Here is a 25,150-nt window from a genome sequence, read left to right on the forward strand (position 1 = left end):
GTGGCTGGCGGGCACCTCGGTGGTCAGACGTGGTGCAGGGTGTTGCGGCGGGGTTGTCGGAGCGGATCTCGATACTGGGGTGGGATGAACTCCGGTAACCCATCGGCCGCCATCCGGACTTCCCAATCACCGTGATGAATCAGCCGATGATGGAAGCCGCAGAGCAGTACCAGATTCCGAAGATCGGTCGGACCGCCATCTGCCCAGTGCTCAATATGATGAGCATGGCAGTTCTTGGGTTTCCGGTGGCAGCCGGGGAAGGCGCAGCCCCCGTCGCGAATGTTCAACGCACGCCGCTGCCCGGGGGTGACAAATCGTCTCAGCCGCCCCATATCCAGCGGCTCACCCGAGGCACCCATCACGACCGGCAACATGAGGCAGTCGCAGGCGGCGAGTCGGGCTTCTCGCGCCGTCATCGTCCCCACAAAGTCGAGACAGGCGGTGCCGAGGCCGGACTTCAGTTCCTCGAGTCCGATGGTGACATGCACCAAGGTGCGGTAGCCGCTGGTCCCCGGCTGGTCCGGGCAGGCGATGGCCAGATCGAGCAGTTCGGCCCAGGCGTCTCCCATGCGCTCGCACTTCATCCGCAAGTCCGCCTGGCCGAACTCGTCCACCGGCCGCGGCTGCGCATGCGCCTCCAACGCGGCCGCGGTCCGGGCCCCGGTCTCGTCGTCGAGCAGACCGGTCAGTTTCCAGAACCCGTCCTTGCGGCGCTCCAAGGTGATCTCGCGGCGTGGTTCTTTCGGTTCGGGGGCTTTGGGTTCGTTGCCGTCAGGGTTGAGCCAGCCCTGCAGCTTCGCTTCGGCGTTAGCGAGTTGGCGGGGACCGGCGTTCGGAGCAAGGTCAGCGAGGATCTTCTCCGCACTCTCCCGATCCTCGGCAGAAGTATCGGCAGGGAGGTTCTTCAAGATCTCCAGAATCTGATCGATCCGCTCATCCCCGACCAACCCCTGAGCCGCGACCGCGGCAGTCGCCGGTGCGACAGGCGGAACTTCCGTGCCATCCAGAGCGCGGGTGGGATTCAGGGCGAGCGCCCGCTTCACCACCGCACCCGCTTCGCCACGCGACAGCCCCGCCAGATCCGCGAACCAGCTCGCCGTACTCCCATGCCCGTACAAGTCTTTGACGCCACGAGACTCGATCTCCGCCAGGAACTGCCCCAGACAAGCGGTCGCGATCCGGATCACCTGCAAAGCGTGCTGCACGCCATGGGCAAGCTCCAGCTTGCCGGCGCGCCACAGTTCCTGCGGCAACTCGGGAAGGAAGGTCTCGGACACAACTCCATAATAGCGCAAATCCATCGAACACGCGTTCGTAATTTTAAGCAACAGGCCAACTCGCACCGACAACACTGAAGGGTGAAACAGTCGCCAACGCCGCATCACCCTGAGCGACTCGCATTTAGTCGACTAAATGCGAAGAGGTCCACGCGGTTAGTCGACTAAATGATGAATCGGCAACTCCCAGGCGCCGCACTGCCGGTGTACTCCCCAAGCCCAGCAACCAACTCCGCCACATCCGGTCCATCGCGAGATGCGCCGGGTGATTCATGTACTGCTCGTACCCCTCGATGTCTTCGAGCACGGTGACCGCGCCGTAGTCGAATTCCCCGCCGAAATCGGGGCCGACGACGCGTGCCTTGATCGCGGGAATCGCGTTGACGTGTTCGCCCATTTGCGCGAGCCCCGCCGCTTTTTCTTCTTCGGACACTCCGGGCTTGAGCGTGAACCGGATGCAGTGGTAGATCATCGGGCGGCCTCGAAGGCGGCGGCGTGGTCGCGGGCGAAATCGGTGACGTCACGCGCGGGGTGTCCGGTCAGGTCGGCGACGGACGTGTGCACTTCGGCGGCTTCGCCTCGGGCGTAGTGGGCGTAGTCCTCGATGAGGCCGTCGAGCTGCCACGGCGGGAGCAGACCGCTCAGCGCGGCGGCGAACTGGTCGGCGGACGTGTCGTGGAAGACGACGCTCCGGCCCAGAACCGCGGAAAGCGCGTGGGCGATCTCGGTGTGGGTCACGGCGCGCGGGCCGGTCAGCGTGTAGGTCCTTCCCGCGTGCCCCGGATCGGTGAGCACGACCGCGGCGGAGTCCGCGATGTCCCTGGTGTCGATCGCGCTGACGGCGGCGTCGCCGATGGGTGCGGCGATGAAGCCCTGCGCGATGGTGCGGGAGAAGGCGAGCAGCGCCTGCAGGTACAGGTTGGGGCGCAGCACGGTGTGCTCGATCCCGAGTTTTCCGACGTATTCCTCGACTTCGGCGTGCCAGCGCAGGAATCGCACCGGCGAGTCGGCGTTCGCCGCGTACTGCGAGAGCAGCACGAGCCGGTTGACGCCGGCGTCGCGGGCCAGGTCGGCGAACCGGATCTGGTGTGCGGCGGCGTCGGCCGCGGATGGGCTGTTGAGAAATGCCGCGGCGACGCCTTTCAGTGCCGCGGCGACGGATTCCGGGTCGCCCAGGTCGGCGACGACGGTTTCGGCGCCGGGAACGGAGCGGCCCGGGTCCCGGGTCATGGCGCGGACGGCGACTCCGCGAGCTCGAAGGGCGGGGATCAAGGCGGAGCCGATGGTTCCGGTCGCGCCGGTCACCAACACGGTGTCCATTGTGGAGTGTCCTTTCCGGTCGAGATCAACGTTTGGCGGAGGCGAGCGACACCGCGAGGGCGATGACGACGAAGGCTGCCTCGCCGAGGAAAGCGGTCGTGAACGAGATGTCGCCGTGGGTTCCGGCGGCGCCGATGGCGATTCCGGCGAGTGCGGCGAGGCCGACCGCGCCGCCCAGTTGCTGCGCGGCGTTGACCAGTCCGCTGAGCAGCCCCGCCTCGCCGTCCGCGCTGTCGCGGACCGCCATCGCGGTGGCGTTGACGGCGCCCAGCCCGAGTCCGGTGCCGATCAGCAGGAACGCGCCCAGCAAGCTGACCGAGAAGCCACTGGTCGTCGGATCCCAAGCCAGCCACAGGAAACCGGCGAGCAGGACGGTGAGAGCTGTCGGGAGCGCGCGGCCGGGTCCGACGCGTTTCGCCAGTATCGGCGCGAGGACACTGCCGACGATGATCATGACGGCGAGCGGGAGCTGGGTCATCCCGGTCGCCAGCGGGCTCATCCCGAGCACGTCCTGCTGATACTGGGGCAGGAAGAAGAACAGGCTCGTCAGGGTGCCGCCGATCAGCACCATCACCAGATTCGCGGTGACCACCGGCTTCCGGCGGAACACCCCCAGCGGGACCAGTGGCCGCGCGGAACGCCGCTCGACGACCACGAACGCCGCCAGCGAAACGAGACCCGCGGCGCGCCCGGCGACCGTGCCGGGCGCGGTCCAGCCGGCGTCCGAGGCGGAGACCATGCCCAGCGCGAGCCCGGAGATCCCGATGGTGATCGTGACGGCGCCCAGCGCGTCGAACCGGCCCGGCCTGCCGGGCACCGGCGCCACCGCGCGCCACACGACCACCGCGCCGAGGACACCGAACGGCACCGGCGTCACGAATACCGCCTGCCAGCCGAGCAGTTCGGTGAGCGTTCCGCCGAGGAAGACGCCGGCGAGGCTGCCCGCCCCCGCGACCGCGCCCCAGATCCCCATCGCCCGGGTGCGTTCCGCGGGCGACGGGTAGAGGCCGAGCACGAGCGACAGCGCGGCGGGCATCAGGACCGCGGCCCCGATCCCCTGCCCGATCCGCCCGGCGATCAGCATCCCGCCGCCGGTGGCCAGCGCGCAGAAGGCGGTCGCCGCGAGATAGCCCGTCATCCCGGCCAGGAACACCTTCCTGGCCCCGAGCACGTCGGCGAGACGGCCTCCGAGCAGCAGCAGACCGGCGAAGGTCACCAGGTAGCTGTCCACCACCACGGTGAGCTCGGCGGCGCTGAGTCCGAGACCCTGCCGGATCCTGGATCCGGCCAGGTTGACCATCGCGGCATCGAGGATGACCAGGAACATGGCGCTCGCCAGACCGGCCATCGCCATCCCGCGCCAGATCCGTTTCGTCTCTCGTACTGTCATGCCGCAACGATCGCGCGGGCCCGCCTCCGCTCGCGTCGGCGACAATCACCTAGTTCGTCTCGCTAGGGTTCAGGCCATGCCCACGATCTCGTCCCGTCCGCTCGTCGGCAGGCGCGACGAGATCGATCGCCTCCTCGCCCTGATCCACGCGGCCGGCCGGGGCGAGGGCGGGGTGCTCGTCCTCCGTGGTGAGCCGGGGATCGGCAAGAGCGCGCTGCTCGACCACGTCGAGCAGGCGGCCGCCGGGGAATTCCAGCTCATCCGCGCGTCCGGGTCGGAGTTCGAGGGAGAACTGCCGTTCGCGGCTCTGCATCAGCTGTGCGTTCCGGCGCTGGCGCATCTCGACACGCTGTCGGCGCCGTACCGCGAGTCCCTCCTCGTCGCCTTCGGACTGGCCGACGGCGCGCCGGACCCGTTCCGGGTCGGCCTCGCCGCGCTCGAACTGCTGTCGACGGCCGCCGGGACGCGTCCGATGCTGTGCCTGGTCGACGACGCGCATTGGCTGGACACCGCGTCGGCGAGGGCGTTGACGTTCCTGGCGAGGCGGATCGCGGCCGAGCCGATCGCGATGGTGTTCGCCGCCCGCGACCGGGATCCGGTCCGCGGCCTGGACGAGCTGCCCGGCCTGACGGTCGGCGGCCTGACCGACGCGCACGCGCGCGCCTTGCTGGCCGCGGAGAAGACCGTGACACTGGACGAGCGGGTGCGTGACCGCCTGCTCGCCGAGGCACGCGGCAACCCGCTCGCCCTGATCGAACTGCCGAAAGCGGGTGGCTTCGCGCCGCCGGAGCCGTCGCCGGTCGCGAACCGGATCGAACGCAGTTTCCTGGCCAGGATGGCGGAGCTGCCCGTGGACGCGCGGAGGCTGTTGATCCTCGCGAGCGCCGATCCCACCGGCGATCCCGGTCTGCTGTGGGCGGCCGCGGGGCGGCTGGAGATCGACGTGCCCGCCGCGAGCGCCGCCGCCGAGGCGTCCGGGCTGATCCGGTTCGACACACGGGCGCGCTTCTGCCATCCGCTGGCGCGGTCCGCCGCGTACCGCGCGGCCGAGCCGGAGCAGCGCCATACCGCGCATCGGGCGCTGGCCGAGGTCACCGACGCGGAAACCGCCGGGGACCGGCGGGCCTGGCACCGCGCGCAGGCCACCACCGGACCGGACGAGGAGGTCGCGGCGGAGCTGGAGCTGTCGGCGTCGCGGGCGCAGGCGCGCGGTGGTGTGGCGGCCGCCGCCGCGTTCCTCGAACGGGCGGCGGCGCTTTCGCTCGATCCCGCCAAGCAGACCGAGCGCACCCTCGCGGCCGCGCGGACGACGCTCGAAGCGGGCGGGACGGAGGCGGCGGCGGATCTGCTGGCCAGCGTCGACACGGAGACCTTGGACGTGCCGCAGCACGCGTCCGTCGACCTGCTGCGCGGGCGGATCGCGTTCGCCCAAGGCGCGGAGGGCGCCGTGCGGGGGCCGGAGCTCATTTTGCGGGCGGCGCAACGGCTCGCCGCCGTCGATCCGGGGCGATCGCGCGAGTTCTTCGTCGCGGCACTGGAAATGGGGCTCGTCGTCGGCAGGGCCGCGGGAGTGCTGGACCGCGTCCTCGACGCGGCGCGCTCGGCGCCTCCGGGGCCGCCGGACCTCCTCGACGCGCTCGTACGGCTGACCACCGAGGGACACCAGGCCGGTGTGCCCGCGCTTCGCCGGGTCCTCACCGGCGACGACGCCGGCTGGACCAGAACTCCCGCCTTGGCCACCGTGCTCGCGGGCGAGCTGTGGGACATCGAGCTGCACGCGACGATCGTCGACTGGCTCGTGCGGACCGGGCGCGACACCGGATCGCCGATGACCATCCGGCTCGGTCTGTCCCAGGTGGCGCTGCACGCGGTGCTCACCGGGAATTTCGGCCGGGCGATGGACGCGATCGCGGAAGAGGAGGCGATCGCGGACGCCGTCGGCGACGCGCCGCAGCTCTACCCGCGAGTGCATCTGGCGGCCCTGCGCGGCCGTCGTGAGGAAGTGCTCGACCTGTTCGCCGAGGCGACGACGCGGGGCAGCGGCCAGCTGACCGCGAACGCCCACTGGGCCACGGCCGTGCTGTACAACGGTCTCGCCGAGTATCCGGCCGCGCTGGACGCGGCGACGCGTGCCGTGGCGAGCGGTGATCTCTTCCTCGCCGGCATCGCGCTGCCCGAGCTCGTGGAGGCCGCGGTCCGGTGCGGGGAGCACGCCGTCGCCCGGTCGGCGCTGGACTCCTTGACCGAACGCACGGAACCCGCCGGAACCGCGTTCGCCCTCGGGATCGCGGCGGCCGCGCGGGCGTTGGTCAGCGACGCGGAGGCCGATCACCTGGAAGCGTTGGGGCAGCTGGAAAACGGCCCGCTCTCGGTACATCTCGCGCGGGCGCGCCTGCGGTACGGCGAGTGGCTGCGCCGCGAGGGCCGCCGTCGCGAGGCACGCGAACACCTGCGCACCGCGCACGAACGGCTGTCGGACATCGGCCTGGAGGCGTTCACCCGGCGGGCCGCCGACGAGCTGCGGGCGACCGGGGAGGTCGCCCGCAGCCGCACCGGGCATTCCTACGACCACCTGACCATGCAGGAGACGCATATCGCGCGCCAGGTCGCCGCGGGCGCGACGTCGAAGGAGGTGGCCACGCGCCTGTTCCTCAGCCCCCGCACGGTGGACGCCCACCTGCGCAACATCTTCCGCAAGCTCGGCATCACCTCGCGCAGGCAGCTGAAGGGTATGCCCGATCTCCTCGACGCGGGGGCCGCTTCTTGACGTTCACACCGCTCAGACCGGGATGTCGCCCGCCGTCCCCCATTGGGTGGTGAACAGGTTCAGGCCGTACCAGGTCCCGTTCGATGGGCGCCACACCACGAAGTCCGCCCGCGGGTCGCCGCCGAAATCGCCGCCCAGGGGCACGTCGCCCGCCACACCCCATTGCTGGGTGGCGATACCGAGCACGTACCAGACGCCGTTACCCGGGCGCCAAACGGCGAAATCGGCCCGGCCGTCGGCGTTGAAATCGCCGGCCACCGGAATGTCGCCCACGGTGCCCCATTGCTGGGTCGCGATTCCCCGTACGTACCAGACCCCGTCGCTGGGCCGCCAAACGGTGAAGTCGGTTCGGCCGTCCGCGTCGAAATCGTCCGCGACCGGAACATCACCGGCGACGCCCCATTGCACGGTGGCGATACCCAGCACGTACCAGGTCCCATTACTCGGTCGCCAGACGGCGAAATCGGAGCGGCCGTCGGCATTGAAATCGCCGGTCAACGGAACGTCGCCCGCCACGCCCCACTGCTGGGTCACCACCGCGCCGTTGCTGCTCTGGATGATGTACCAAATACCGTTGGCCGGCCGCCATACGGCGAAGTCGGCCCGGTGGTCACCGTCGTAGTCGGCGGCGACCGGCACGTCACCCGAGACGCCCCACTGCTGCGTCACCACGCCGCCGTCGCTGCTGCGGATCACATACCAGACACCGTTGCCAGGGCGCCAAACCGCCTTGTCCGCGAACCCGTCGCCGTCGAAGTCCGCCGCGGTCTTCTGCGACGGTGGCGAGGCGGCGATCCGGACGTCGCCCTCGTCCGCGCCCGCCGCGGGTGCCACGAGCAGACCGGCGAGCAGACCGGCCAGCGCCGTCCCCAGCCGAATGGATCTTCGCATTTTGCTCGAACCTCTTTCCGTTCGGTGGATGCACTCTTCCCAGTTCGCGCTTTTTGACCGAAGATACGCACCGGGACCGTTCCACCCTGACACCGACGTGTTGGCCTTGTCAGCAAGGTTTCCGTCCAGTGGACCGCGCGAGGGGATTTCAATGGAGACCAAGAGAAGACCGAGAAGCGTCCTCGAAGGCGCTTTCACCCTATTGGATGCCTTGGTACGACATCAAGGTGAAGCGGGATTGACCCAGCTGGCGAATTCGTGCTCGATACCGAAAGCGACGGCACATCGATTACTCGAGCAATTGACCGCGCTGGAGGTTGTCCAGCGCAGCGAAAACCGCTATCGCGTCGGCGCGCAGGCATTCCGGCTCGGCCAATCGTGGCAACCCTATCCACGTCTGCTGGAACTGGCCCGCGGCGAGCTCCGGCGCCTGACCGCGACGACGCGAGCCAGTTCGGTGCTCGCCGTGCCCTGCGACGGGCACTTCCTGATCGCCGCCGCCAGTCTTGCCCGGCCGGAGGATCACCTCCTTTTCCGCCCTGGATCGACCGTGCCGCAGCGCATCGGCCGGTTCTGCCCCGTCTGGCAGGCGGAACACGAACTCGTCGCCATCGAAGCGGCCATCAGGTTGCCGACCGGTCGCGCGGTCGGTTCGATCGCGGCCGTGCTCGCGCCGCGGCAGCCGCTCGCCGCGCTGTCCGAAACCGTCGCCCGCACCGCCCGCACGCTCGGCGCGGCGCTGGTGCGCAAAGCCGACACCATGTCGCCAATGTCCCTTTGAGCGCACAACGCGGTTTTCGAACGTTCGGGCCGCTTGCCCATTCGGGCAGACTTACCCCGTCCCACCGGCGATCCCGGCACAGGGCGCCGGATCCGGTCGTGCTCGGGATGATTGAATGACAAGGTTGTCACCCCGGCGTCCCGATCACCTTGAAGCGAGGCAAGTCGCGTGTCCAATCCGTTGATCGCGCCCACTCAGGATTCGACGAAGTGGTTCACCGGCGTCTCGTTGCTGGAGACCGCGGACGGGCTGAAGACGGCGATCGAATCCGGGGACTGGGCGGGCGTCGCGATGGGCGCGGTCGGGACCGCGCTGGACGCGCTGTCGATGGCGCTGGACCCGTTCGGCGCGATCCTGGCGGCCGGGGTGTCGTGGCTGATGGAGCACGTCGGCCCGCTCAAGGACGCGCTGGACGCGTTGGCGGGCAACGCCGACGAGGTTCAGGCGCAAGCGCAGACGTGGGCGAACGTGGCCAAGGAACTGGGCGAGGTCAGCGAGGAACTGACCGTCCTGGTCAAGAAGGACATCGAGTCGTGGAAGGGCGAGGCGGCCGACGCCTACCGCAAACAAGCGACCGACACCGCCACCGTCATCCAATCCGCGCAAAAGGGATCCGAAGGCGCGTCGTCCGGGGTGAAGACCGCGGGCGAGGTCGTCGCCGCGGTGCGGACCCTGGTGCGCGACATCATCGCCGAGCTCATCGGGCATCTGATCTCGTGGGCGCTGCAGGTGGTGTTCACCCTCGGCATCGGGCTGACCTGGGTGGTGCCGCAGGTGGTGGCGGCCGTGGCGAAGACGGCGGCGAAGATCACCGACCTGACGACCAAACTGGTGAAGGCGCTCAAGGCGCTGGTCCCGCTGCTGAAGAAGGCCGGGGACCTGTTCGACGACGCGGCGAAGGCGTTGAAGAACCTCAAGGGCGGCAAGGTCACTCCCTCAGGCAAGCCCAAGGACCTGGACACGAAGCCCAAGGGACCGCCCAAGGACAAGGACAAGGGCGGCGACGACTCCACCACGCCGTCGGGCGACCACTCCTCCCCGAAGAACGACCCGCCGAAGAACGACCCGCCACCCAAGAACGACCCGCCGCCGAAGAACGACCCGCCGGACAACTCGCGCGGCATCGACGGTTCGCACGGCGACGGCTCGACCACCACCTCCGGCGCGAAAGGCGGTGGAGGCAAACGGGATCGGACCGAGACCAACGAACCGGGCTGCAAGGAAGGCAGCGGTGACCCGATCGACGTCCAGAGCGGGGACGTGCTGGTCACCGAAAGCGATCTGGTCGTGCCGGGACCGCTGGGCCAGCTCGTGGTCCGCAACCACGTCTCGTCCTACCGGGGCGGCCGCTGGTTCGGCCCGTCGTGGGCGACCCTGGTGGACGAGCGGCTGACCGTCGCGAACGGGACGGTCACCTATTACTCCGCCGACGCGATGATCCTGCGGTTCCCGGTGCCCGCGCCGGGAACGGAGGCCACCGCCGTGCACGGCCCGCCGCGACGGCTGCGCGGCGAGGGCGCCGAGTACTTCCTGACGGATCCGGGACGCGGCACCGAACGCCGGTTCGTCCCGGCCGAAGGCGACCCGGGTCTGTTCCTGCTCAAGGAGATCCGCACCGAGGAGCACGCCTACGTCGAGCTGGAGCACGACGACGACGGCGCGCCCGCCAGGCTCAGGCACTTCGGCGGCGCGTGGATCGCCTTCGACGTCTCCGACGGCCGGATCCGCGCCATCCGCGCGCTGGGCGAAGCCACCGAAGTCCCCGTCGCCCGCTACGACTACGACACGCGCGGACATCTCAGTGTCCGCACGAATTCCTCGCCCCATCCGGCCCGCTACAGCCACGACGCCGAGGGCCGGATCACCGGCTGGACCGACCACAGCGGCGCCTGGTACCGCTACGTCTACGACGAGCACGGCCGCTGTGTCCGGGGCGTCGGGGATCAGGGCTACCTCGACACCTCGCTCGGCTACGGCGAGCGGACCACCACGGTCACCGATTCCTTCGGCCTTCGGACGGTGTACGAGTTCGACGAGGACGGGAACACCGCGGGGCTGACCGACCGGCTCGGCGGCGTGATCCGGAGCGAGTACGGTCCGCGCGACGTGCTGCTCAACCGCACCGACCAGCTCGGCAGGCGGACGGAGTTCGAGCACGACGCGGCCGGGCGGCTCCGCTCGGTGCTCCGCGCCGACGGCTCGCGCGTGGTGCTCACGGAATGGACCCACACCGAGCTCGCGATCGAGGTGACCGACGGCGACCGGGTGTTCCGGCGGCGGTACACGGCCCCGAACGTGCCGGATCCGTACACGGACCCGCTCGGCGTCACCGAGGACCAGCACCTCGAGGACTCCTACGTCGACGATCCCGCCCCGGGTGACGAGGTGCCCCGGCTCGAGGTCGATCTCTTCGGGCGGCCGCGCGCGGTCGAGGAGGCCGGCGGCCGGACGACGTACGCGTGGACGGTGGAAGGTTCCCTGCGGGAGGTCGTCGCCGCGAACGGGACCCGCCGCCGGTGGGCCTTCGACGGCGAGAGCCGGGAAACCGCCCGCATCGACGAACTCGGCAGGACGACCCGTACCGAGAACGGCCCGATGGGCACGATCACCGCCACGATCGACCCCGGCGGCGCGCGCACCCTTTGGCGCTACGACACCGAATTGCGGCTCGTCGCGGTGACCAACCCCGCCGGGCAGACGTGGCACTTCACCTACGACGCCGAAGGACGGCTGCTCACCCAGCAGGATTTCGCGGGCCGGATCACCCGGTGCGATTACGACGCCGCCGGGCAGCGGGTGCGGCGGGTCAACGCCGCCGGTGAGACCGTGGAGTGGCGGTACGACCTGCTCGGCAACCCGATCGAGCGGATCAGCCCGTCGGGCACCGAGACCTACCGTTACGACCCGGTGGGGCGTCTCGTGCGCGCCACCGGCCCGGACGGCGTCGTCGAGCTGGAACACGACGAGGCGGGCCGGGTCGTCCGCCAGGCGGGCACGGCCGGGGACACCGCCGTCGGTTATTCCACCCGCACCAAGACCATGCGCACTCCGTCCGGAGTGGACGTCCATTGGGGACAGACCGACGACGGGGCGGAGCTGCTGCGGATCGCGGGCACCGAACTGACCTTGCGCGAAGACGCCGCCGGGCGCACGGTCGCCGTCTCCGCCGGAGTGAATCCTTTGCTGCGGCAGGAATTCGACCCGGCTGGCAGGCTCGTCGCGCAGCACACCCCGGCCGGCACCAAGCGCTACCACCGGCGGCCGGACGGCAGCGTCGCCGCGCGGGAGGACCCGGCGGGCGGAGTGCGCTACGAGTACGACTACGCGGGCCGGGTCACCGCGGCGCACCATCACGGCGCTGCGGAGCACTACGCCTACGACGTGCTCGGCAATCTGCTCTCTTCGTCGCTCGGCCCGGGTGTGGCGCGTTACGTCCACGACGGGCAGGGCAGGCTGATCCGGCGGACCCTGCCCGCCCCGGACGGGACCGAGCTGACCTGGGTGTTCGGCTGGGACGCGCACGACCACCTGGTCACCGTGCACACGCCGGACGGCGCCCGGTGGCGCTATCGCTACGACGCGCTGGACCGGCGCGTGGCCAAGGAGCGGCTGGACTTCACGGGCGCGGTCGCCGAACGGGTCGATTTCACTTGGGACGGCAACGACCTCGTCGAAGCCCGGCACACCTTCGGCGGTGCCCCGGTGGAGACCCTGACCTGGATCCGCCATCCGTACGGGGATCGCGTGGTGGCGCAGGCGCGCACCCTGCCCGACGGCCGCACCGAGGTCGCCGCGGTGATCACCGACGAGATCGGCACCCCCACGGAGCTGGTCGGCCCGGTGGACGGCCGGGTCAGCCCGGTCCGGACGAGCGTCTGGGGCCTCGTCGCCCCCGGCACCCGCCCGGAGACGCCGCTCCGGTTCCCCGGCCAGTTCCACGACGCGGAAACCGGGCTGTATTTCAACCTCTTCCGCTACTACGACCCGGTCAACGCGCGCTACATCTCGCCGGACCCGCTCGGCCTGACCCCCGGGCCGAATCCGGAGACCTACGTCGACGATCCGTTCCTCGAGGCCGACCCGCTCGGCCTGACCAGGAACTCCGGCAAGCAGACCAACTACGCCGACGACCCGTACGCCTACCTCGACGACGACTCCACCTTCAACGCCCCGGCCCCGTGCAAGAAAGCCAAGCGGCCCGCGGCGAACCAGAACCCGGGGGCGGGCAACGCGGGCAACGGCGCCGGTTTCGCCAAGAAGCCCAAGACGGGCAGGCACGAACCCCCGATCACCGGCGACGCCAACAAGTCGCACGGCGATTCCGGCCGCACGGTGATGGAGGGCGGCGGCAAGGAGGGCAAGGGAACGCTCGACGGCTCCGGAAAGGGCGAATACCCGGGCGGGACCGATCCCGCGGGCAACCACCTCACCGACGTCGACGGCCTGAACGGCAAGGGCCACTCGAACTACGATCCGCGCCTGCGGGCCGAGCTCGACAAGCTGCGCTCGTCCGACCCCAACGACAAGATCGGCTACAAACCCGACCATCCCAACGGCTACTTCATCAAGGGCCACCTGCAGAACCAGGTGCTCGGCGGCTCCGGCACCGCGGACAACATGACCACCCTGTCCCGCAAGGCGAACGCCCAGATGTCGGGCAACTTCGAGGGGAAGCTCAAGGAGGCCGACATCAAGATCGGCCAGGTCAAGGAAGCCGTCGGCGGAATGAAGGATCCGGAGCTGCAGCGAAAGCTGAACGCGTTGGGTATCAACAAGACGCCGGCGGAGTTCCGGCAAGAGGCCGGGCGCCTGGAGGTGGACTACTCGGTCACCGCCAGCGACAAGGTCAAATGGAAGGACGCCGTCAACCCGGAAGAGCGCGGCATCCGGGACCACGTCGTGCTCAACGCCGAATACAAGAACCTGACACCCGATCTGCAGAAGTTCATCGATTTCCGGATGAAGGACGACTTCCTGACGAAATTCCCGCCTGTGGGCACGAAGATGGACACGATCAGCGGCAAGTTCGACCCGCCGCTGTGACCGTACGCCCGGCCGTGACAACCTCCGCCGCCCGCGAACGTCTTGTCCCTCAGGAAGAACCACTACCGAAAACCTGGGGAACGCATGAAGAGACTTTCCGCCGTCCTGACCGCGATGCTGGTGGTATTGGCCTTGACACCTGCCACGCCCGCGGGCGCGACGACCCGCTTCGACCGGGAACTCCAAGCCCGCATCATCCGTGCCCAGGCCTACGCCGACAGCAGGCCCGGTGACACCGGGATCGTCCTGCGGGACCGGTGGACCGGCGCCGTCTACCGGAGCGCGGACGCCGGGACCCTCATCTGGGCCTGTTCCACGCCGAAGCTGGCCATGGTCGTCGATCTGTTGCTGCGCAACGATTCCGGCGCCGTCCAGCTGACCGCGGAAGACCGCGACCTGATGCACCGCATGCTCAACTCCAGTGACGACGCCGCCGCCCACACCCTGTGGACCCGCTACGGCGGCGAGGCCGAATTCGCGCGGCGCTTCCCGTCCTACGGGATGACCGACATGCGGTTCACCGACCAGCACCCGCATCACTGGGGCTGGATCCTGACCACCGCGAACGACCTGGACCGGCTGATCAACCACGTCCTGACGAAGCTCCCCCGCCATCACCGCGACTACATCGTCCACGAGATGCGCACCGTCGACGTCAACCAGCAGTGGGGCGTCTGGGGCGCCGGCCCCGCCGCCCGCCCGGGCAACAAGGACGGCTGGTCCGACGACAACGACGACGGCTCCTGGATCATGAACTCGGTCGGCTTCGTCGGGCCGCACGAGCGGTACACCCTCGCGTTGATGAACAACACCAAGGTCATCCAGAACGGCTTCGAAACCGGGCAGGAGACCACCACCAAGATCAGCGAGATCCTGTTCAAGGGCTACTTCAAGGGCTGACCGGCGCCCACCTTGACTCGTGTCAGCATCCTGACATACCCTCGGCTATGTCAGGATACTGACACGAGGAAAAGGAGCACGACCATGCCCGCCACCGGCCCGGATTTCATCTCGCTGCAAGCGCGTGATCTCGACGCTTCGCAGGCGTTCTACGAGCAGTACCTAGGCCTCGTCCGCTCACCGGCCGGACCTCCGCACGCCGTCGTCTTCGAGACGAAGCCGATCGCTTTCGCGCTCCGCGAGGTCATTCCCGGCACGGACCTCGAATCCGTCGCGCAGCCTGGTATCGGCGCCGCGATCTGGCTCCACGCCACGGATGTCCAGGCCATTCACGACGCGCTCGTCGCCGGCGGGCACACCATCGTCTCCGCGCCGATCGACGGCCCCTTCGGCCGGACGTTCACCTTCGCCGACCCCGACGGCTACCGGATCACCCTCCACGACCGCGCCTAAGACGCCGCCCAGTCGCGGAACGCGGCGACGAACTCCTCGGGCGCGTCGGATTCCACGTAGGTGCCGGCGCCTTCGACGATCACGGTCGTGTGGTCGATGAAAGTGGCTTCCAGGCGTTCACGTTCCTGGCGACGGAATGCGATGTCCTTGTCGCCCCATACGATCAGCGTCGGGAAGTGGGCGATGTCCGCGAGCCCGGCCTCGATCTCGGCGAAGAAGTCGCGGCTGGCGAGGACCCGATGCGGGAACATGGCGGAGGCCCGGCGCCGCTCAGGAATGTCCATGGGCCGCCGGTAATGCGCCATCTCGAGTGCGGTCGGCTTGCGTCGTCGATGTCCTAACGGGACGAACATGTTGACGACGAAGTTCAGTCGCCTGGCCAGAAAACGGCCAGGAGGGCCGCCGAAGATCCGGGAAAAATACTCGAAGTGGAAGACGCCGTCGACCGGCCAGGCCCAGGTGTTGGCGAGCACCAGCCGGGTGAAGACGTCAGGCCGCCGCTGCACGGTGGCCAGGCCGATCAGGCCGCCCCAGTCCTGCCCGACCAGAGTGACGTCCTCGAGGCCGAGCGCGTCGACGAACGCGGTGACCACGTCGGCGTGTTCCTCGGGCCAGTAACGGTATCCGGGCTTCGGTGTCGACAAGCCGAAGCCCGGGTAGTCGAGGGCGACGCACCGGAAGTCTTCGCGCAGCGCGCGGATCACGTCGCGCCAAAGGAACGACCAGGTCGGGTTGCCGTGCAGGAACAGAAGTGTGGGGCCGGATCCCTCGTCGACGTAGTGGACGGTGTTCCCGTCGATGTCGACGAAACGGCTCTCGAACGGGAACAGGTTGTCGTCGACCCAGGAGGGCCTCACGTTCGCGGTGACATCCGACATGGCGACCCCTCTCCGGTAGACTTGAGCTTGTCACGCGCACTTGAGAAAAACAAGCAGAGGGAACTCGATGCGGAGCTACGGCCAGTACTGCGGGCTCGCCCGTTCCCTCGAAGTCGTGGGCGATCGGTGGAATCTGCTCATCGTCCGCCAGCTCCTCATCGGCCCCGCCCGGTACCGGGAGCTGCTCGACGGCCTGCCCGGTATCGCGACCAACCTCCTCGCCGACCGGCTCCGTGACCTGGAGTCCTCGGGTGTGGTCGAGCGGCGGCTGGCCGGCTCGGGCAGCGTGGTCGAGTACGCCCTCACGCCGTGGGGCGCCGAACTTCGCGAGCCGATCGAGAGCCTGATCCGCTGGTCCGCCCCGTTGATGACCCGCGGCCCCGGAGACGACTCGTTCCGCCCGGAGTGGCTCGCGCTCGCCCTTCCCGCCTTGCTCGTCACTCGGGTGAAGGTCCGCTCCGCGGTGACGATCGGCCTCGAGATCGGCGGCCCGCCCTACCAGCTCCGCGCGACGCGCTCCGGCTTCGAGGTCGACCCACACGACGGCCGCGAACTCGACGCCACCGTTCGCGCCGTCCCCGCCTGCGTCCTCGGACTCGCCGCGGGCGCCCTCACTCTCGAAGACGCCCGCGCGCTCGGCCTGGTCGAGATCGATGGCGACGAGTCCGTCGTTCGGGCGGTCTTCGCCGCCTGACGGGGTCGGAGTCAAGACGCGGGAAATGTAGCGCGAAAGGGACGTCGAGGACGGCGGCCTATTGTTCTCGCATTACGGCAGCGAGGTGCTCATAGACGTCTTGGTCGAACGCGACCAGCCGGATCTGCCTGACGCGAGTCGGCGTGGACCTCAGGGTGGCGATCGCGATGTGCGCCGCCTGGTCGGCGGGATATCCGTAGACACCGGTGGCGATGGCGGGGAAGGCCATGCTGCGGGCACCCAGCTCATCCGCGACTTGAACGCTTCGGCGGTAACACGAGGCGAGGATCTCCGCCTCGCCTTGGTCACCGCCTTCCCAGACCGGCCCCACCGTGTGGATGACATGGCGAATGGGCGGGTCGAGATCGAAGGCCGGGGTTGCCATCGCGTCACCGGGCAGGCACGGCCCGATGGCAACACCCGCCTCGGCCAGCCGAGATCCTGCCGCCCGATGGATGGCCCCATCGACTCCGCCGCCGCCGAGCAACGACTCGTTGGCAGCGGTCACCACGGCGTCCACATTCTCTTCGGTGATATCACCACGCACTACCTGAATGTCGACCATAGCCGGATGGTGCCATCGGCACGGTGCGCGCATGAGTCGAATGGAGCACGTCATTGTCCGCTTGTCGCGAACCGAACCGGCTGCCTTCAGCGTCGAGCGAACACCCGCGGCACAACAGCGGTCACGTACTCCTGAACAGCCGGTCCAGATGCACGTCGATCGCGGCGATCGCGTCCTGGGGCTTGATCACGTCGAGTTCGAGCAGGGAGGCGAAGCCGGTGAGGGCGAGGAGCAGGTTGGTCTCGGCCGCCGGGTCGCGGCCGGAGTCGATGTGCCCGTCGGCGATCGCCTGGCGGACCAACTGCTCGACGAGCGCCCGCCCTTGGACGAGGCCGCGGCGCGCCTGTTCGTGCACGGCCTCGTCGTGCAATGCCTCCAGGACGTAGGCGGTGCTCATCCGGCTGGTCGCGCGGGCGTCGGCGTGCAGGGGGAGCATTTCCGCGAGCGTCAATCGCAGCACGTCACGAGGGTGCGGACGGTCTCCGAGCTTCTCGATCCCCTGGCGTACGCGCATCGAGGTCTGCTCGGACGCGAAATCCATGGCGAAGGAGAGCATGTCGGTCCGGGCGGCGAAGTAGTGCTGCAGCTGCCCGAGTGACATACCCGCCTCCTGCGCCACCACGCGCATCGTCAGCTGTGTGACGCCGCGCTGCTCCACCACCCGCCACAGTGCACGGGCGATCGCTTCGCGGCGTCCGCGGTGATCCACCTGTTTCGGCATCGCCCGGCCTTTCCCGCTCCTGCTGTTCCAATACAGTTGACATAATACACCTGACCCATAATCCTGGGTTCGCTCGAGGGGAAGGAATCGTCATGGCCGAACAGCCGAAGGTGCGGACCACGGAAGGCGTGGTGCAGGGGCTCCGGCGGGAGGGGCACGTGGTGTTCCGCGGTATCCCCTACGCCCAGCCCCCGGTCGGACAGCTCCGTTTCGCCGCGCCCGCGCCGCCGCACCGCTGGGAAGGGACGAGGCAGGCGGTCGAGTTCGGCCCCGTGGTGCCGCTGTCCCTGCCGATAGACGTGCCCCCGCAGGGCACCGACTGGCTGACGCTCAACGTCGGCACTCCGGATCCCGGCGCTGCGGGACTACCGGTGCTGGTGTGGATCCCCGTGGGCGGCTACCTCTCGGCGGCGTCGAGCGACCCGATGTACGACCCGGCGGTACTCGCCGAGGCCGGAGTCGTGGTGGTGACCATCAACTGCCGCGTGGGCGCGGAGGGATTCGCCTTCCTCGACGACGCGCCGCCCAACCGCGGCTTCCTCGACCAGATCGCGGCGCTGGAATGGGTGCAGCGCAACATCGCCGCCTTCGGAGGCGACCCCGGCCGGGTCACCGTGGGCGGGGTGTCCGCCGGGGCGGGCTCGGTCGCCGCCCTGCTGACGATGAAGTCCGCGCGCGGCCTGTTCCGGCGGGCCATCGCCCATTCGGTCCCGGGGCTGCACAACACGCCCGCGCTGGCACGGCGAGTCACCGCCGCGTTCGCGGACCGGGTCGGCGCGACGGCCCCCACCGCCGAGGCCCTGCGCGACATCGACCCATGGCGCCTGGCCGCCGAGCTCACCTCCTTCAACGCCGGCCTCCACGCGCACCGGGAGAGCTGGGGACGCCTCACGGAGACCGGCACCGCGCTGTGCCCCGTCGTCGACGGTGAGGTCCTCCCGGAAACGCCGTGGCCCGCGCTGACCGGCGGGCGCGCGAGCGGGACCGAACTGCTCGTCGGCCACACCAGGGACGAATTCCGGTACTTCAGCGTCATCAGCGGACGGCACGGCACCTTCACCGAGGAGGACACCCACGCCGCACTGCGACTGCACGCCCCGCGGCCGGACGGCGCGCAGGCCTACCGGGCCGCGTTCCCGCGAGCGAGCCCGGAGGAACTGGTGGAGACGCTGTACTCCGACGCCCTCTTCCGCATGCCGTCACAGCAGCTGGCCGAGGCGAACACCGCGGCAGGCGGCACCTCCTACCTGTTCGAACTGTGCTGGGTCGCACCCGCCCTCGACGGCATCCTCGGCGCCTGCCACAGCCTCGACGTTCCCCTGGCGTTCGGCACGCTGAACAGCCCCGTCGGCACCCAGCTCATCGGCGAGGAACCCACTCCCGACGCCGTCGCGCTCTCCCGCGAACTCCAGCAGACATGGGTCCGCTTCGTCACCACCGGCGACGCGGGCTGGCCCGCCCACCGGCCCGGCGAGCACCTCACCCGTGTCCTGGACACCGAGTCGAAGACCCTCCCCTACCCCGAACAGGCGTCCCGCCGCATCTGGGAAGGCCACTCCCCCGCCCCCTTCGATCTCTCGTGATCGTCCGGGCCGGTTCCTACCGCGACGCCGCCACTCGGACCGATGTGTCCTCGACGGTCGCGGAAGCGACGTCGGATTCCCGGTCGGCGCTGGGGTTCGAGCCGAACCAGTCGAGGCAGACGACCATGGCGTCGTCGGCGGCCAGCCCGCCGTGACGCCGATCGTGCAGTTCGGCGAGAACCGCGCTCGGAACATGCGCCGCCGGCAGGTCCGCGGTCGTGAGGATGGCCTGGGTCAGTTCGCTGTCGCCATAAAGCTCGCCGTGGGGTCCGGCCGCGTTGTACACGCCGTCGCTGACGAAGACGAACCGGTCGCCTGGCAGGGCCTGCAGGGTTTCGGCGGCGTACTGGGTGTCTTCGAAGGTGCCGAGGGGAAGCTGTTCGTCGAAATGGACGCGTTCCGCTTTGCCGTCGCGTAGCCGCCAGAGGCGCGGCGAGCCCGCGTCGACGGCGGTGATCCCCCCGGTCGCGAGGTCGAATTCCAGCAGGAGCGTGGCGACGTGTTCCTGACCGCGGTGCTGCGCGTAGATGGCTTGGTCGGCGAGTTCCGCCTGTGCTTCCAGGGGAATCCCGGCGCGGCGGGCGTTGCGCAGCGCGTTGACGGCGAGGTTGGTCAGCAGGGCGGCGCTGCTTCCCTCACCCATGCCGTTGACCAGCGTGACCGCCAAGGTGCGGGCGGAGGCCGACCAGTCGAAGCAGTCGCCGTAGATGGCGTAGGCGGGTTCCAGCTGGCCGCCGAGCGCGAATTCGGGCCGGCTGCACGCGCGACCGGGGAGCAGCTGCCACTGCATCTCCGCGGCGAGCGTCAGCCGGGACGAGCGGCGGGCCTGCACGTACAGATCGGTGTCCCGGTCGGCGAGGAAGACCTCGTGCCCGAGCGCCTCGGCGAACCGGCCGAGTTCGGCCCACACCGGCGGTTCCGGCTCTTCGGGCAGCGTGACGGCCAGGACGCCCAGCCGATCGCCGCGCACGGTGACCGGGAGGTTGGCGCGGATACCGTCTTCGCCGCGTTCGAACGTCGCCGACTGGCTGGTGAAGGCCTCACCCGCCGTGGTGCCGGCCACCGGCATGGGCTCGGTCGTGTACGGCAGGACGGTCACTCGCCGCAGTTCGGTGAGACTGTAGTCGGCCATCAGCAGTTCGACGTCGCCCGCGCCGAAGTGTTCGCTCAACGCCGCGCGCAGCCCGTCGAGCAGCGCATGCGGCTGGACGCCACGCAGGACACGCTCGACTGCCAAGGATCTGTCCACCGGGTTGCCTTCCGCTCGCCCGAAACCCGGCCCTCGGATCGAGTACACGGGAATGAGTCCGCACCGCTCCGTCGGACCGGTCGCAGGACGTGCCGCGGTGAGCTGAGCTGACAGTTCAGCATAAGGATGCGAGAGTGGGTCTGTGAATCGGTCCTCCGAGCCGCCCGGCACCGAGACGGTGGCGGCGGCCGTGACCGAGACGGCCGAGCTGCTCGAGATCATGTTCGAGCGGGCTCGCGAGGCGTCACCGCGTCCGCTGTCGACGTCCCAGGTACGCGCGGTCGTGGCGCTCGATCACCACGACGGCCTGAACCTGCGCGCCCTCGCCGACGTCCTCGGCTCCACCCCGCCGCTGGTGAGTCGCCTGTGCGACCGGCTGGAGGCCGTCGGGTTCCTCGAACGGCTCCCCAGTTCGGCCAGCCGCCGCGAAATCACGCTGCGGCTCAGCGACCGTGGCCGCGCGTATCTGCGGGATCTGCGGGCCCGGCGGCGGGAAAGCCTGCAGGCCGTGCTGGCGAAACTCACCCCCGAGACCAGGGCGGCGCTCGCCACGGGCCTCCGGGAATTCCGTGAGGCCGCGGCAGGCGACTAGGTCCGGGTATGGCGCGACCGGTTCTCTCCAGTAGGCTAACTATTGTCATATGACAACGGTTGCTGTGGATATCGGGCAGCGGCCTGGAGCCCCTGGGAGGCCTCAGTGCTGAGGACGGACGACTCCGCCGTCCGGGACCTGCTTTCGCGGATCTTCGGTGAAGACCAAGACGAGCTGGTCGACGAGTGGGTCCGATGGCAGCTGGCGGACTCGTCGGCCCGGCTCGACGAGACCGCGCTGCGGCGCGAGGCGACCGAACTACTGGGTGCCCTCCGTGACGCGCTCGCCATCGGGATGCCGCTGAGCCAGATCATCGAGCGCGACCAGGCGGTCCGCTCCGCCCTGCGCGGGCTTTCCGAACGACGCGCTCGCGCGGGTACCGCGCCGGCGCTCACGGCCACGGCGATCCTCGCGCTGAAACACACGACCATGGCCGCGGTCGAACGCCGGAGCGAGGACCCGGCGATGCGCTATGAGACGTCGCTGCTGGTCAACCAGCTCTTGGACGCCGCGAGCCTGCTCACCTTCTCGGTGTACGTCGAAGGGCGCGAGGAGATCATCCGCCGCCAGCACCAGCAGATGCTGGAGCTGTCCACCCCGGTGGTGCGGCTGTGGCGGCAGGTGCTGGCCGTCCCCCTGATCGGCACGCTCGACAGCGCCCGCACCCAGGTCGTGATGAACAGCCTGCTGGAGGCGATCCAGACCCACGAAGCCCGGGTGGCGATCATCGACATCACCGGCGTGTCCACAGTGGACACCGCGGTGGCGCAGCATCTGCTGCAGACGGTCAGCGCGGTGCGGCTCATGGGCGCCGAATGCCTGATCAGCGGGGTCCGTCCGTCGATCGCGCAGACCGTCACGCAGCTCGGCATCGATCTCTCCCACATCGTGACCCGCGGCTCGCTGGCCGACGCCCTCGCCGCCGCGCTGGAGCTGCTCGGCGATCGCACCGCCGCGGTGACGGGATGACGGCGGACGCGGGCCTGCCGATCCTGCGGCTCGGCGACATCCTGATCAGCGGGCTGCTGGCCGATCTGGACGACACCACCGCGCTGCGGTTCACCGACGAACTCACCACCCGCATCTCCGACGAAGGGATCCGAGGGGTCATCCTCGACATCTCCCGGCTGGAGATCATCGATTCCTTCGTCGCCCGGGTGCTGATGCAGCTGGCCGCCACCGGACGGCTGCTCGGGGCACGGATGATCGTCGCCGGCATGCGCCCCGCGGTCGCGATCACCCTGTCCGAACTCGGCCTGCGGCTCACCGGCGTCCAGACCGCGCTCAACGCGGAACAGGCCATGGAACTGCTGGGGTGGCGCCGCCCCGCCGAGGCCGCCGAAGAGGCGCCTCATGCTTCCTGACGAACTCACCGGTTCCGGGCACGACATCCCCGCGCGCGAACACGCCGTCCGCGCCGAGGAAGACCTCCTCACCGCCCGCCACGCCGTGCGGGCCTGCGCGGTCGCCGTGGGCTTCTCCATCGTCGACCAGACGAAAATCGTCACCGCGGCCAGTGAACTGGTCCGCAACGCCTACATCCACGGCGGCGGGGGCTCGATGACGATCACCGTCGTACGAGAGGGCCGGGTGGGCCTGAAGCTGACCGTGCGCGACGAGGGCCCCGGCATCGCCGACGTCGAGCAGGCCATGGCCGACGGGTTCAGCACCGGCGCCGGGCTCGGGCACGGTCTCGGCGGCACCCGGCGCCTCGTGGACGAGTTCACCATCGACACCGCTCCCGGCCGCGGCACCACGGTCACGATCGTGCGCTGGAAGCCATGACCATCACCGTCGCGGACCTCACCCGCCAGATCCGGATCGACCACATCAGCGCGGTCTACACGGCGGCGCGCGCCGCCAGGGAGGTCGCCGCGGAAACGGGATTGCCCGAGGTGCTGGCCGAGCGCGCGGCCGTCATCGCGTCCGAGCTGGCGGGCAACATCGACAAACACGCCACCGACGGCACGGTCTTCATCCACCGCTCCCTCGCCGGGGACGGCGTGGACATCTACGCCGCGGACTCCGGACCGGGCATGGCCGACCTGGACTACTGGCGCATCGACGGCCACAGCACGACCGCGACACTCGGCACGGGACTCGGCGCCGTCGGCAGGCTGGCCACCGAGTTCCGGATCCGGTCGGCGACGGCCTCGGGCACCACCGCGGCGGCACGAACACTGGTCACCGGCGCCAAGGCCGCGGCCGTCGCGCACGTCCGCCTGGCCCGCGAAGGCGAAGACCGGTGCGGCGACGGCCTGGCACTGGCCTGCGTGCCCGGAGTCCGGACCATCGCCGTCGTGGACGGCCTCGGCCACGGGCCCGCCGCGGGCGACGCGGCGGTGGCCGCGATCGACGTCTTCCGCCGCAACCCGGGCCGCCCGCTCCGCGACCACCTCACCGCCATGCACCGGTCGCTGCGGCAGACCCGCGGCGCGGCCGTCGCGCTCGCCCGGGTCTCCGGCGGCCTGCTCGAATTCTGCGGCGTCGGGAACATCGGCGGCATGGTGCTGACGCCGGGACGGAGCAGGCCGCTGCTCAGCATGCCCGGCATCGTCGGGTTCACCCTGCCGGACCCCCACGTCCGGACCGTGGACCTGCCCGAACACCACGTCCTCGTCCTGCACACCGACGGAATCGGCACCGGCTGGCGGGGCGCCGCACCCCTCGGCCCGCTCCCGGTCCCGGCACTCCTCGCCGCCGACCTGGCCCACCGGCACCGCGACCCGCACGACGACGCCACCCTGATCGCGGTCGGCTCCGGAACGGGCACGTCATGACGCGCTCCCCCATCGCCCGGCTACGCCACCGCCTTCGTGAAGCCTGCGCCGCCGCGGGGGTCACCACCGACGACCGCGCCAAACTGGTCCTCGCGGTGACCCTGCTCGCCGAGCGAGCGGAGCACCCGCCCGAGCTGTCGACCCACGCGGGCAACGGCAGACTGGCCGTCACCCTCCGGTTGCCCGGCCTGGTCGGCCAGGACCACCGCAACGCCCTGCCTCTACTGCCCGACGCCGGCGACAGCGCGGTCCTGACCTGGCACCTCCCCGCCGTCCACGACACGGCGACGGTTCCGCTCGACGACGAACTGGCCACCCGCGAGGAAATGCTCGCGCTCATCGCCCGCGCCGACACCCTCGCCCAGGAGCAGCGCGAACTCAAACACGAACTCGCCGAAACCAACAGCGGCGTGCTCGCCATGTACGTCGAACTCGAGGAACGGGACGAGCGACTCCGGCAGGCCCACGCGGTGATCTTCCGCGAACTGGAAGACGCGCTGCGCCCGCCACCACCACCCGTGGACGCTTTCGACCTGGCCGTGCACTACGCGCCCAGCGAAGCGGACTCCCCGACCGGCGGCGATCTCTACGACTGGTTCGTGCTGCCCGACGGGACCGTGCACATCACCCTCGTCGACGCCGTCGGCCACGGCGTCACCTCGACCCGGCACGCGCTGACCGTCACCCACGCCATCCGCACGCTGGCGCTGGAAGGCCATCCCCTCCACGATCTGATCGCCCGCGCCGCCGGCACTTTGGCGACCATCGAGCCCGGCCTGATGGCGACCGTGCTGCTCGCCCGGCTCGACCCGCTGACCGGCGACGTCACCGTCGCCAACGGCAGCCATCCGCGCCCGGTCCTCGTCACCGCGGCGGGCGACACCGAACTCCTGGTGCCTGCCAACGTCGGGCGAGGTATCGGATTTCCCGACCCTGGCAACGGAAGCCTGGTCGGCCGCACCCTCGCCGCGGGCGACCTGCTCCTCCTGTACACCGACGGCTTGACCGAAAGCCGCAAAAACCATCAGGAAGGCGAAGGCCGCCTGCTGGCCGCGGCACGCCGCCACGCCGGGGAATCCACGGCGACCATCCCGCACACCCTCGCCGCCGAGATGCACGACATCGTCCTGCACGCCGACGACACCGTCGTCATCGCGATCAGACGCAAACCGGCCCCGTAGCTCCTGAGCCGAGCCTGCGGGTGAAAGTGACGCGGCACCCCTTGGCGTTTGCTTTTGTTCACCTCCGGGTACTGCCTTCAGTGCG

General features: G+C 69.8%; 22 protein-coding genes. 13 read left to right on the plus strand and 9 right to left on the minus strand.

Annotation, left to right across the window (positions count from 1 at the left end; genetic code table 11):
* Window positions 1–23 precede the first annotated feature (23 nt).
* The 4 genes from DMC64_RS36720 to DMC64_RS36735 all read right to left on the minus strand — a co-directional run bounded on the left by DMC64_RS36720 (window position 24) and on the right by DMC64_RS36735 (window position 3,987).
* Window positions 24–1,277 (minus strand): HNH endonuclease signature motif containing protein, encoded by a 1,254-nt coding sequence (locus tag DMC64_RS36720; protein ID WP_125737254.1) that lies wholly within the window; start codon window positions 1,275–1,277, stop codon window positions 24–26.
* Between the two features lie 124 nt (window positions 1,278–1,401).
* Window positions 1,402–1,710, minus strand: coding sequence for a Dabb family protein (locus DMC64_RS36725; RefSeq protein WP_233629944.1), 309 nt, complete (start codon window positions 1,708–1,710; stop codon window positions 1,402–1,404).
* A gap of 35 nt (window positions 1,711–1,745) precedes the next feature.
* Entirely contained in the window at window positions 1,746–2,597 is an 852-nt protein-coding gene (locus DMC64_RS36730; RefSeq protein ID WP_125737255.1) for an NmrA family NAD(P)-binding protein, read from the minus strand.
* Window positions 2,598–2,622: 25 nt separating this feature from the next.
* The gene (locus DMC64_RS36735) at window positions 2,623–3,987 is read right to left on the minus strand and encodes an MFS transporter (RefSeq protein WP_233629945.1); all 1,365 of its coding nucleotides are present in this window, start codon (window positions 3,985–3,987) and stop codon (window positions 2,623–2,625) included.
* Window positions 3,988–4,063: 76 nt separating this feature from the next.
* Between DMC64_RS36735 and DMC64_RS36740 the strand changes: the two genes are divergently transcribed.
* On the plus strand, window positions 4,064–6,754 hold the full coding sequence (locus tag DMC64_RS36740; protein WP_125737256.1) for an AAA family ATPase: 2,691 nt from the start codon (window positions 4,064–4,066) through the stop codon (window positions 6,752–6,754).
* Between the two features lie 12 nt (window positions 6,755–6,766).
* On the opposite strand, the gene DMC64_RS36745 is transcribed toward DMC64_RS36740, so the two are convergent.
* Window positions 6,767–7,645 (minus strand): VCBS repeat-containing protein, encoded by an 879-nt coding sequence (locus DMC64_RS36745; protein ID WP_125737257.1) that lies wholly within the window; start codon window positions 7,643–7,645, stop codon window positions 6,767–6,769.
* A gap of 151 nt (window positions 7,646–7,796) precedes the next feature.
* Between DMC64_RS36745 and DMC64_RS36750 the strand changes: the two genes are divergently transcribed.
* The 4 genes from DMC64_RS36750 (at window position 7,797) to DMC64_RS36765 (ending at window position 14,822) form a co-directional block, all read left to right on the plus strand.
* The gene (locus DMC64_RS36750; protein WP_037342904.1) at window positions 7,797–8,426 is read left to right on the plus strand and encodes a helix-turn-helix domain-containing protein; all 630 of its coding nucleotides are present in this window, start codon (window positions 7,797–7,799) and stop codon (window positions 8,424–8,426) included.
* A gap of 168 nt (window positions 8,427–8,594) precedes the next feature.
* Complete coding sequence (locus DMC64_RS36755; protein WP_233629947.1) at window positions 8,595–13,469, plus strand: RHS repeat-associated core domain-containing protein; 4,875 nt, start codon at window positions 8,595–8,597, stop codon at window positions 13,467–13,469.
* A gap of 84 nt (window positions 13,470–13,553) precedes the next feature.
* The gene (locus DMC64_RS36760; RefSeq protein WP_125737258.1) at window positions 13,554–14,369 is read left to right on the plus strand and encodes a serine hydrolase; all 816 of its coding nucleotides are present in this window, start codon (window positions 13,554–13,556) and stop codon (window positions 14,367–14,369) included.
* 84 nt (window positions 14,370–14,453) lie between these two features.
* The gene (locus DMC64_RS36765; protein WP_125737259.1) at window positions 14,454–14,822 is read left to right on the plus strand and encodes a VOC family protein; all 369 of its coding nucleotides are present in this window, start codon (window positions 14,454–14,456) and stop codon (window positions 14,820–14,822) included.
* Here DMC64_RS36765 and DMC64_RS36770 read toward each other — a convergent pair.
* Window positions 14,819–15,700, minus strand: a complete 882-nt coding sequence (locus DMC64_RS36770) for an alpha/beta fold hydrolase (RefSeq protein WP_125737260.1) — start codon at window positions 15,698–15,700, stop codon at window positions 14,819–14,821. The genes DMC64_RS36765 and DMC64_RS36770 overlap by 4 nt on opposite strands.
* 67 nt (window positions 15,701–15,767) lie before the next feature.
* Between DMC64_RS36770 and DMC64_RS36775 the strand changes: the two genes are divergently transcribed.
* Window positions 15,768–16,394: a helix-turn-helix domain-containing protein gene (locus tag DMC64_RS36775; RefSeq protein WP_125737261.1), complete on the plus strand. Its 627-nt coding sequence runs from the start codon at window positions 15,768–15,770 to the stop codon at window positions 16,392–16,394.
* A 58-nt stretch (window positions 16,395–16,452) separates the two neighbouring features.
* Here DMC64_RS36775 and DMC64_RS36780 read toward each other — a convergent pair whose 3' ends face one another.
* Complete coding sequence (locus tag DMC64_RS36780; RefSeq protein ID WP_125737262.1) at window positions 16,453–16,959, minus strand: O-acetyl-ADP-ribose deacetylase; 507 nt, start codon at window positions 16,957–16,959, stop codon at window positions 16,453–16,455.
* A 121-nt stretch (window positions 16,960–17,080) separates the two neighbouring features.
* The gene (locus tag DMC64_RS36785; protein ID WP_125737263.1) at window positions 17,081–17,680 is read right to left on the minus strand and encodes a TetR/AcrR family transcriptional regulator; all 600 of its coding nucleotides are present in this window, start codon (window positions 17,678–17,680) and stop codon (window positions 17,081–17,083) included.
* A gap of 92 nt (window positions 17,681–17,772) precedes the next feature.
* Between DMC64_RS36785 and DMC64_RS36790 the strand changes: the two genes are divergently transcribed.
* Window positions 17,773–19,263, plus strand: a complete 1,491-nt coding sequence (locus DMC64_RS36790; protein WP_125737264.1) for a carboxylesterase/lipase family protein — start codon at window positions 17,773–17,775, stop codon at window positions 19,261–19,263.
* A gap of 16 nt (window positions 19,264–19,279) precedes the next feature.
* On the opposite strand, the gene DMC64_RS36795 is transcribed toward DMC64_RS36790, so the two are convergent.
* On the minus strand, window positions 19,280–20,512 hold the full coding sequence (locus DMC64_RS36795; RefSeq protein WP_125737265.1) for a PP2C family protein-serine/threonine phosphatase: 1,233 nt from the start codon (window positions 20,510–20,512) through the stop codon (window positions 19,280–19,282).
* 142 nt (window positions 20,513–20,654) lie between these two features.
* Between DMC64_RS36795 and DMC64_RS36800 the strand changes: the two genes are divergently transcribed.
* From DMC64_RS36800 to DMC64_RS36825, 6 genes are all read left to right on the plus strand, one after another.
* Entirely contained in the window at window positions 20,655–21,104 is a 450-nt protein-coding gene (locus DMC64_RS36800) for a MarR family transcriptional regulator (RefSeq protein WP_228708172.1), read from the plus strand.
* Window positions 21,105–21,209: 105 nt separating this feature from the next.
* Window positions 21,210–22,073, plus strand: coding sequence for an STAS domain-containing protein (locus tag DMC64_RS36805; protein WP_125737266.1), 864 nt, complete (start codon window positions 21,210–21,212; stop codon window positions 22,071–22,073).
* Window positions 22,070–22,468, plus strand: a complete 399-nt coding sequence (locus DMC64_RS36810; RefSeq protein ID WP_037342887.1) for an STAS domain-containing protein — start codon at window positions 22,070–22,072, stop codon at window positions 22,466–22,468. Before DMC64_RS36805 ends, DMC64_RS36810 begins: the two co-directional genes overlap by 4 nt.
* Window positions 22,458–22,889, plus strand: a complete 432-nt coding sequence (locus DMC64_RS36815; protein ID WP_125737267.1) for an anti-sigma regulatory factor — start codon at window positions 22,458–22,460, stop codon at window positions 22,887–22,889. Before DMC64_RS36810 ends, DMC64_RS36815 begins: the two co-directional genes overlap by 11 nt.
* The gene (locus DMC64_RS36820) at window positions 22,886–23,884 is read left to right on the plus strand and encodes an ATP-binding protein (RefSeq protein ID WP_125737268.1); all 999 of its coding nucleotides are present in this window, start codon (window positions 22,886–22,888) and stop codon (window positions 23,882–23,884) included. The genes DMC64_RS36815 and DMC64_RS36820 overlap by 4 nt, the downstream gene beginning before the upstream one ends.
* Window positions 23,881–25,065 (plus strand): PP2C family protein-serine/threonine phosphatase, encoded by a 1,185-nt coding sequence (locus DMC64_RS36825; RefSeq protein ID WP_125737269.1) that lies wholly within the window; start codon window positions 23,881–23,883, stop codon window positions 25,063–25,065. Before DMC64_RS36820 ends, DMC64_RS36825 begins: the two co-directional genes overlap by 4 nt.
* Window positions 25,066–25,150 lie beyond the last annotated feature (85 nt).

Source organism: Amycolatopsis sp. WAC 04197 (assembly GCF_003947475.1).
Taxonomy (GTDB): domain Bacteria; phylum Actinomycetota; class Actinomycetes; order Mycobacteriales; family Pseudonocardiaceae; genus Amycolatopsis; species Amycolatopsis japonica.

What these genes read in the sequence shown, in the direction of transcription:
- DMC64_RS36730 (WP_125737255.1), bottom strand. Translation starts at nt 2,597, where the DNA reads ATGGACACCGTGTTGGTGACCGGCGCGACCGGAACCATCGGCTCCGCC.
- DMC64_RS36735 (WP_233629945.1), bottom strand. Translation starts at nt 3,987, where the DNA reads ATGACAGTACGAGAGACGAAACGGATCTGGCGCGGGATGGCGATGGCC.
- DMC64_RS36740 (WP_125737256.1), top strand. Translation starts at nt 4,064, where the DNA reads ATGCCCACGATCTCGTCCCGTCCGCTCGTCGGCAGGCGCGACGAGATC.
- DMC64_RS36745 (WP_125737257.1), bottom strand. Translation starts at nt 7,645, where the DNA reads ATGCGAAGATCCATTCGGCTGGGGACGGCGCTGGCCGGTCTGCTCGCC.
- DMC64_RS36750 (WP_037342904.1), top strand. Translation starts at nt 7,797, where the DNA reads ATGGAGACCAAGAGAAGACCGAGAAGCGTCCTCGAAGGCGCTTTCACC.
- DMC64_RS36760 (WP_125737258.1), top strand. Translation starts at nt 13,554, where the DNA reads ATGAAGAGACTTTCCGCCGTCCTGACCGCGATGCTGGTGGTATTGGCC.
- DMC64_RS36765 (WP_125737259.1), top strand. Translation starts at nt 14,454, where the DNA reads ATGCCCGCCACCGGCCCGGATTTCATCTCGCTGCAAGCGCGTGATCTC.
- DMC64_RS36770 (WP_125737260.1), bottom strand. Translation starts at nt 15,700, where the DNA reads ATGTCGGATGTCACCGCGAACGTGAGGCCCTCCTGGGTCGACGACAAC.
- DMC64_RS36775 (WP_125737261.1), top strand. Translation starts at nt 15,768, where the DNA reads ATGCGGAGCTACGGCCAGTACTGCGGGCTCGCCCGTTCCCTCGAAGTC.
- DMC64_RS36780 (WP_125737262.1), bottom strand. Translation starts at nt 16,959, where the DNA reads ATGGTCGACATTCAGGTAGTGCGTGGTGATATCACCGAAGAGAATGTG.
- DMC64_RS36785 (WP_125737263.1), bottom strand. Translation starts at nt 17,680, where the DNA reads ATGCCGAAACAGGTGGATCACCGCGGACGCCGCGAAGCGATCGCCCGT.
- DMC64_RS36790 (WP_125737264.1), top strand. Translation starts at nt 17,773, where the DNA reads ATGGCCGAACAGCCGAAGGTGCGGACCACGGAAGGCGTGGTGCAGGGG.
- DMC64_RS36810 (WP_037342887.1), top strand. Translation starts at nt 22,070, where the DNA reads ATGACGGCGGACGCGGGCCTGCCGATCCTGCGGCTCGGCGACATCCTG.
- DMC64_RS36815 (WP_125737267.1), top strand. Translation starts at nt 22,458, where the DNA reads ATGCTTCCTGACGAACTCACCGGTTCCGGGCACGACATCCCCGCGCGC.
- DMC64_RS36820 (WP_125737268.1), top strand. Translation starts at nt 22,886, where the DNA reads ATGACCATCACCGTCGCGGACCTCACCCGCCAGATCCGGATCGACCAC.
- DMC64_RS36825 (WP_125737269.1), top strand. Translation starts at nt 23,881, where the DNA reads ATGACGCGCTCCCCCATCGCCCGGCTACGCCACCGCCTTCGTGAAGCC.